The sequence below is a fragment of the Azospirillum formosense genome (assembly GCF_013340925.1).
Classification (GTDB): domain Bacteria; phylum Pseudomonadota; class Alphaproteobacteria; order Azospirillales; family Azospirillaceae; genus Azospirillum; species Azospirillum formosense.
This window is the reverse complement of sequence record NZ_WHOR01000361.1, coordinates 1-4612: the sequence shown is the minus strand read 5'-3', so window position 1 is coordinate 4612 and position 4612 is coordinate 1. Positions and strand designations below refer to the sequence as shown.

The 4612-nt window shown below is 69.0% G+C and carries 5 protein-coding genes and 1 pseudogene; 5 read left to right on the top strand and 1 reads right to left on the bottom strand.

Features of this window, described 5'->3' with window-relative positions; translation table 11 throughout:
- Window positions 1-826 (bottom strand): annotated as a pseudogene (locus tag GBZ26_RS27175) (hypothetical protein); the annotation flags it as partial.
- 143 nt (window positions 827-969) lie between these two features.
- Between GBZ26_RS27175 and flgF the strand changes: the two are divergent.
- From flgF to GBZ26_RS27150, 5 genes are read left to right on the top strand one after another with little or no spacing between them, the layout of a single operon-like run.
- On the top strand, window positions 970-1698 hold the full coding sequence (gene flgF / locus GBZ26_RS27170; protein ID WP_174441487.1) for a flagellar basal-body rod protein FlgF: 729 nt from the start codon (window positions 970-972) through the stop codon (window positions 1696-1698).
- Between the two features lie 18 nt (window positions 1699-1716).
- The gene (gene flgG, locus GBZ26_RS27165) at window positions 1717-2502 is read left to right on the top strand and encodes a flagellar basal-body rod protein FlgG (protein WP_137142720.1); all 786 of its coding nucleotides are present in this window, start codon (window positions 1717-1719) and stop codon (window positions 2500-2502) included.
- A gap of 5 nt (window positions 2503-2507) precedes the next feature.
- On the top strand, window positions 2508-3239 hold the full coding sequence (gene flgA / locus GBZ26_RS27160) for a flagellar basal body P-ring formation chaperone FlgA (RefSeq protein WP_211104989.1): 732 nt from the start codon (window positions 2508-2510) through the stop codon (window positions 3237-3239).
- Window positions 3240-3276: 37 nt separating this feature from the next.
- A complete protein-coding gene (gene flgH, locus GBZ26_RS27155; RefSeq protein ID WP_174441485.1) occupies window positions 3277-4020 on the top strand; it encodes a flagellar basal body L-ring protein FlgH in 744 nt (247 codons plus the stop codon).
- A 19-nt stretch (window positions 4021-4039) separates the two neighbouring features.
- A complete protein-coding gene (locus GBZ26_RS27150) occupies window positions 4040-4549 on the top strand; it encodes a hypothetical protein (RefSeq protein ID WP_174441484.1) in 510 nt (169 codons plus the stop codon).
- Window positions 4550-4612: the final 63 nt, after the last annotated feature.

The window sequence follows — 4612 nt, the reverse complement described above, 5'->3', positions numbered from 1 at the left end:
AGATGTTACGTCGACGAGTGAGTGGCAGAGCGCGTGACAACAGATCACGTACTGCTTGCGATATTCTAGTGAGGTGATAGGCTGCCCCCGTCACCTGCGCTGTGGACTTCGGAGGCATCGTCGGATGTGTATAGGCTACAGCCCCCATCTTCGCCGGTTCCGGCTTCGGTGGGGCGGGGGGCGGGGCCTTGGCGACCGGTTGCGGCTGAACCGGTGGCGGCGCCTGTGCCACGGGCGGCGCCTGCACGACCGGCTGCGCCTGGGCGCTGGCGACCGGGTTCAGCCGCTCGGCGAGGCTGATGGGCGCCGTTTGGGTGGACGCTGTTGGGGCAGGCGCCGGTTCGGGAGGCGGCGGCGCGATCACCGGAAACACCGACGCGCCGGGCGCCTCGGCCAGCAGGACGCTTTCGGACGCCGGGACCGGGGCGCCGGGCTTGCGCGCCGGGCGTGGCGGGTCGGCCACGTCGATGAAGGTGATCCGCCGCTCCCGGCGCACGGTGACGCGGGCGCCGCAGGGCCAGTCCATGGTCAGGCTGCGCCCGTCCTCGGCCGTCTGGAAGCCGGTCAGCCGCCGCGAATAGGTGCCGTTCAGCGCTTCCAGCGGCCAGGGGACCGCCTGCGAGAAGGCAACGCGCCCGCCGCAGCTTCCCACATCGACGGCCGGGGCGCCCTGCGCGTTGACCAGCGCCAGACGCGAGAAGTCGGCGTGCTCGCCCGTCTGCACGGTGACGGGCGCCGGTGCCTCCGCCGCGGCGGGAGGCGCCGTCAGGGCGGTGGTGACCGACAGCAGGGCCAGGGAGATGGACAGGGTCCGGCAGGGATGCATCGCGACTGCCCCAAATTTTATCTAAATCGGAATCAAATCCCCCAAGACACCGCTCAGTTCCCGTCGCGGCGCCCCAGGTTGAAACCCGGCTTTAAACTGCATCACCTAGGTTAAGGCGGCGTTCAAACCGAAGGTGTCCGGCGATGGAGAATCCCCTTTACATTGGATTGTCGCGGCAAGTGGCCTTGCGCCGGCAGCTCGATGTCGTGGCGAACAACATCGCCAACATGAACACTGCGGGATTCCGTGGTGAACGCATGCTGTTCGAAGCGGCGATGGAGCGCGGCGGCATGAATCCGTCCGACAAGATCGCTTTCACCATCGACCGCGCCACCTACACCGACTTCACCGCCGGCAGCCTGAAGCCGACCGACAACCCCTACGACGTGGCGCTGGACGGCGACGGCTGGCTCCAGGTGCAGACGCCGGACGGCCCGCGCTACACCCGCGACGGGCGGATGCGGCGCGACGTGGACGGGCAGCTCGTGAACGCCGGCGGCTTCCCCTATCTGGACGACAACCAGCAGCCCATCGTCATCCCGGCCGACCGCAGCCGGATGGAGATCGGCAGCGACGGGCTGGTCTCCGCCGACAACGAGATGATCGCCCGGCTGCGCGTCGTCCGCTTCGAAAGCCCGCAGGCGCTCGCCCAGACCGGCGACGTGCTGTTCGACGCCGTGGACGCCCAGCCGCTGCCGGCCCCCGACACCCGGATCATCCAGGGCAAGGTCGAGCAATCCAACGTCCAGTCCATCGCCGAGATGTCGCGGATGATGGAGCTGACACGCGACTACCAGTCGGTCACCCGCATGATGGACGACGGGCAGGACCTTCTGCGCTCCGCCATCAACCGCCTCGGCAAATCCGCTTAAAACCAGGAGATTGCGTCCATGCGCGTGCTCAGCATCGCTTCGACCGGCATGATGGCCCAGCAGTTGAACGTCGAGGTCATCTCCAACAACATCGCCAACATCAACACCACCGCCTTCAAGCGCGGGCGCGCCGAGTTCCAGGACCTGATGTACCAGTCGGAACGGCGCCAGGGCAGCCAGTCCACCGACGCCGGCACCATCATCCCGACCGGCATCGAGGTCGGCCTCGGCGTCCGTCCGGGGGCGGTCAACCGCATCAACACGACCGGCAACCTGACCTCCACCGGGAACGAGCTGGACCTCGCCATCGAGGGACGCGGCTACTTCAACATCCGCATGCCGGCGGGCGAGACGGCCTACACCCGCGCCGGCGGCTTCAAGCTGTCGCCGGAGGGCACCATCGTGACCAGCGACGGCCACCCGGTGCTGCCGGAGGTCACCGTGCCGCAGGGCACGCGGGAGATCGCCGTGAACAGCTCCGGCGAGGTGCAGGCCTTCGTCGACGGGCAGACCCGCCCGCGCGTGCTGGGCCAGCTCGTGATGACCGTGTTCGTCAATGAATCCGGGCTGGAGGCGATGGGCGACAACCTCTACCGCGCCACCCCCGCCTCGGGCGAGCCGCAGGACGGCACCGGCGGGCAGGCGGGCTTCGGCACCATCCGGCAGAAGTATCTGGAATCCTCCAACGTCAACGTCGTCCAGGAGATCACCGAACTCATCTCCGCCCAGCGCGCCTACGAGATGAACGCGAAGGTGGTCGAGGCCGGCGACCAGATGGCCTCCACGCTGTCGAACATGCGGTGACCATCATGCGGCGTTCCGTTCGTCATCTGGCCGGACTCACGGTCGCCCTGCATCTGCTCGGCGCGCCCGCCCAGGCGGCCTACCTTTCCGATGGCGAGGGCGCCGTGGAGGCGCTGCTGGCGCAGGAGCTGGCGGCCTCGCTGGGCCCGGCGGTGCCGCCGGACGCGCGGGTCTCGGTGGTGCTGACCGTGCCCTTCTCCGGCCCGGTGGAGGCGGTGCGCGACCTGTCCTACGACCCGCGCGGCGGGCTGGTCCGCGCGCTGGTCAGCAGCAACGGGCGCGTCGTCGAGGTGAAGGCGAAGGCCGACATCATGGTGGAGGTGCCGGTGCCGACGCGCCGCATCCTGCCCGGCGAGGTCATCGCCGACAGCGACCTGACCACCATCCCGATGCCGCTGGAGCGGCTGAACGGTGCCGTCATCACCTCCCGCGACAGCCTCGCCGGGCTGGCCAGCCGCCGCCAGCTCTCCGCCGGACGGCTGATCCAGACCTCCGCGGTCGGCGCTCCGCTGGTGGTCCAGCGCAACAAGCCGGTCAGCCTCGTCTACGAGGACGGGCCGCTGCAACTGATGGCGCGAGGCCGTGCTTTGCAGGACGGCGGGGTGGGGGAACTGGTGCGGGTGATGAACATCGCCAGCAACATCGTCGTCACCGGCACCATCACCGGGCCGCAGACCGTCACCGTCAGCGGGCCGCCGGACGCCATGCCGCCCAACGCGGCGTCCGCGAAATTCTGAGCCCAGTCACCCGAGTCCAACCAAGGACACCACCCTCATGCGCACGCTCCCGCCCCGCACCTTGGTTCCCTTCCTCGCCCTGACGGTGGCGCTCGCCGGCTGCGGGCGGCTGGTCGACGTGGGGCAGGCGCCGCGCCTGTCGGAAATCTCCAACCCCGCCATGGCGCCGGAGGCGCGCGTCATCTCCATGCCGATGCCGCGCCCCAACACCAACGAGCAGGTGCCGAGTTCGCTGTGGCGCACCGGGTCCCGCGACTTCTTCCGCGACCCGCGGGCCAAACAGGTGGGCGACCTGCTGACCGTCATCATCAACATCGCCGATCAGGCGCAGTTGCAGAACCAGACGCAGCGCCAGCGCTCCAACGCCGAATCGGCGGGCGTGCCGAACTTCTTCGGGCTGGAGTCGCGGCTGCCCGCGGTGCTGCCCGACGCGGTGAACCCGTCCAGCCTCGTCGACATGGACAGTTCCTCCTCCTCCTCCGGCACCGGGACGATCCAGCGCAACGAGCGCATCGCCATGCGCGCCGCGGCGGTGGTGACCGAGGTGCTGCCCAACGGCAACTTCGTGATCGCCGGGCGGCAGGAGGTGCGGGTGAACTACGAGCTGCGCGAGATGCGCATCGCCGGGGTCATCCGGCCCGAGGACATCACCAACGTGAACACCATCGACTACGACAAGATCGCCGAGGCGCGGATCACCTACGGCGGGCGCGGCCAGATCACCGACGTCCAGCAGCCGCGCTACGGCCAGCAGGTCTTCGACATCATCATGCCCTTCTGAGCGGCGGGGAGACGCGACCATGGCGGACCGTCCCGGACCCAGCCGTTACTCGGTCTTCGTGCTCTGCGCCGCGCTGGCGGCGGCAGTGGGCTACGGCATCGGACGCCTGCAGCTGACGCTCGGCGCCGAGGAGAAGACGGCGGAGCAGACGGCTGGCGCCGGGCCGGACCTTCCCACCGACGGTCCCGGCCCCTTCTATGTGGAGGTTGGGCAATTGATGGTGCCGGTGCTGGTGGAGGGCCGCACCAACGCCTTCATCCTGACCCAGATCACCCTGCAGACGGGAAGCGTCGAGCAGTCCAATCTGCTGCGCCGCCATCTGCCCCACGCGCGCAACGCCCTGCTGCAGGCCCTGTTCGGCATGGCGGGGGCGGGGGACTTCGACGGCCCGTCGGTCGATCCCGCCGCCGTCGCCAGATCCCTGAAGCAGGCCGCCGCCCAGCACGGCGGGCCCGACCTATCGCGCGGGCCGCCGGTCCTGTCTCCTGCACAAGATCGACCGCGCCCACGACCTACCCGGTTTTATTGAGCTTCTTAACGCTCTCGAGTATAGAAAGCTACATAACCTCGTAGAGTAGTGTCATGTGATGAC

Bases quoted from the DNA above. Each gene is read 5' to 3' on its own strand.
- GBZ26_RS27150 (WP_174441484.1), top strand. From the start codon at position 4,040: ATGGCGGACCGTCCCGGACCCAGCCGTTACTCGGTCTTCGTGCTCTGC.
- flgH (WP_174441485.1), top strand. From the start codon at position 3,277: ATGCGCACGCTCCCGCCCCGCACCTTGGTTCCCTTCCTCGCCCTGACG.
- flgF (WP_174441487.1), top strand. From the start codon at position 970: ATGGAGAATCCCCTTTACATTGGATTGTCGCGGCAAGTGGCCTTGCGC.
- flgG (WP_137142720.1), top strand. From the start codon at position 1,717: ATGCGCGTGCTCAGCATCGCTTCGACCGGCATGATGGCCCAGCAGTTG.
- flgA (WP_211104989.1), top strand. From the start codon at position 2,508: ATGCGGCGTTCCGTTCGTCATCTGGCCGGACTCACGGTCGCCCTGCAT.